The 685-nt window shown below is 63.8% G+C and carries 1 protein-coding gene; it reads right to left on the bottom strand.

The window, feature by feature from the left end:
* A partial coding sequence (locus EST62_RS12780) for an FAD-dependent oxidoreductase (protein ID WP_129052451.1) occupies nucleotides 1-685 on the bottom strand: 685 nt, incomplete at both ends.

The following is a 685-nucleotide window of genomic DNA, read 5'->3' as shown; positions in this document are numbered from 1 at the left end:
TCCGGGCGTTCCGTCGAAGCCCGCCACGGGCAGGCCGCGTCCTTTCTGAGCGCCAACGCCGATAAACACCGCGTCGTACTCCGCTTCGAGCTGTTCGAGCGTCACATCCTTGCCGATGGTGACGCCCATTTTCGTCTCGACGCCGAGGTCGATGATTCTGGCGATTTCGGCTTCGAGCACCTTGCGATCCACCCGGTAGCCCATGATGCCGTAGAGCACCATGCCGCCGAGCTTTTCGTTGGCGTCGTAGATCGTGACGGCGTGACCTTTGCGGCGAAGCTGGTAGGCCGCCGACAGGCCCGCCGGGCCGCCGCCGATGATGGCGACTCGCTTGCCGGTGTCAGCACCGGGGCCTTTGAGTTTGAGGTTGTTCTCGATGGCGTAGTTGCCGATCACCTGCTCGACGGCGTTGATGGCCACGCTTTCGTCATGGACGCCGCGGTTGCATTTGCTCTGGCACGGGTGCGGGCAGATGCGCCCCATCACCGCCGGGAACGGGTTGGTGTCGGTGGCTGTCTCCCAGGCAGATTTCAGCGGGTCGTCCGACGGGTCGGTGCCGTTCAGAAAGCGGTTGATGCCGCGAATGTCTTCGCCTGCCGGGCACTCGGCGGTGCAGGGCGGGGTCTGCCTTACATAGACCGGGCATTTGTGGCTCTGATCCCCGAAGGCGACAATTTTATCGGTC

The sequence above is a fragment of the Chlorobaculum sp. 24CR genome (genome assembly GCF_004118635.1).
Taxonomy (GTDB): domain Bacteria; phylum Bacteroidota; class Chlorobiia; order Chlorobiales; family Chlorobiaceae; genus Chlorobaculum.
The sequence above is the reverse complement of the archived record's forward strand: the minus strand, read 5'-3'. Positions and strand labels throughout refer to the sequence as shown.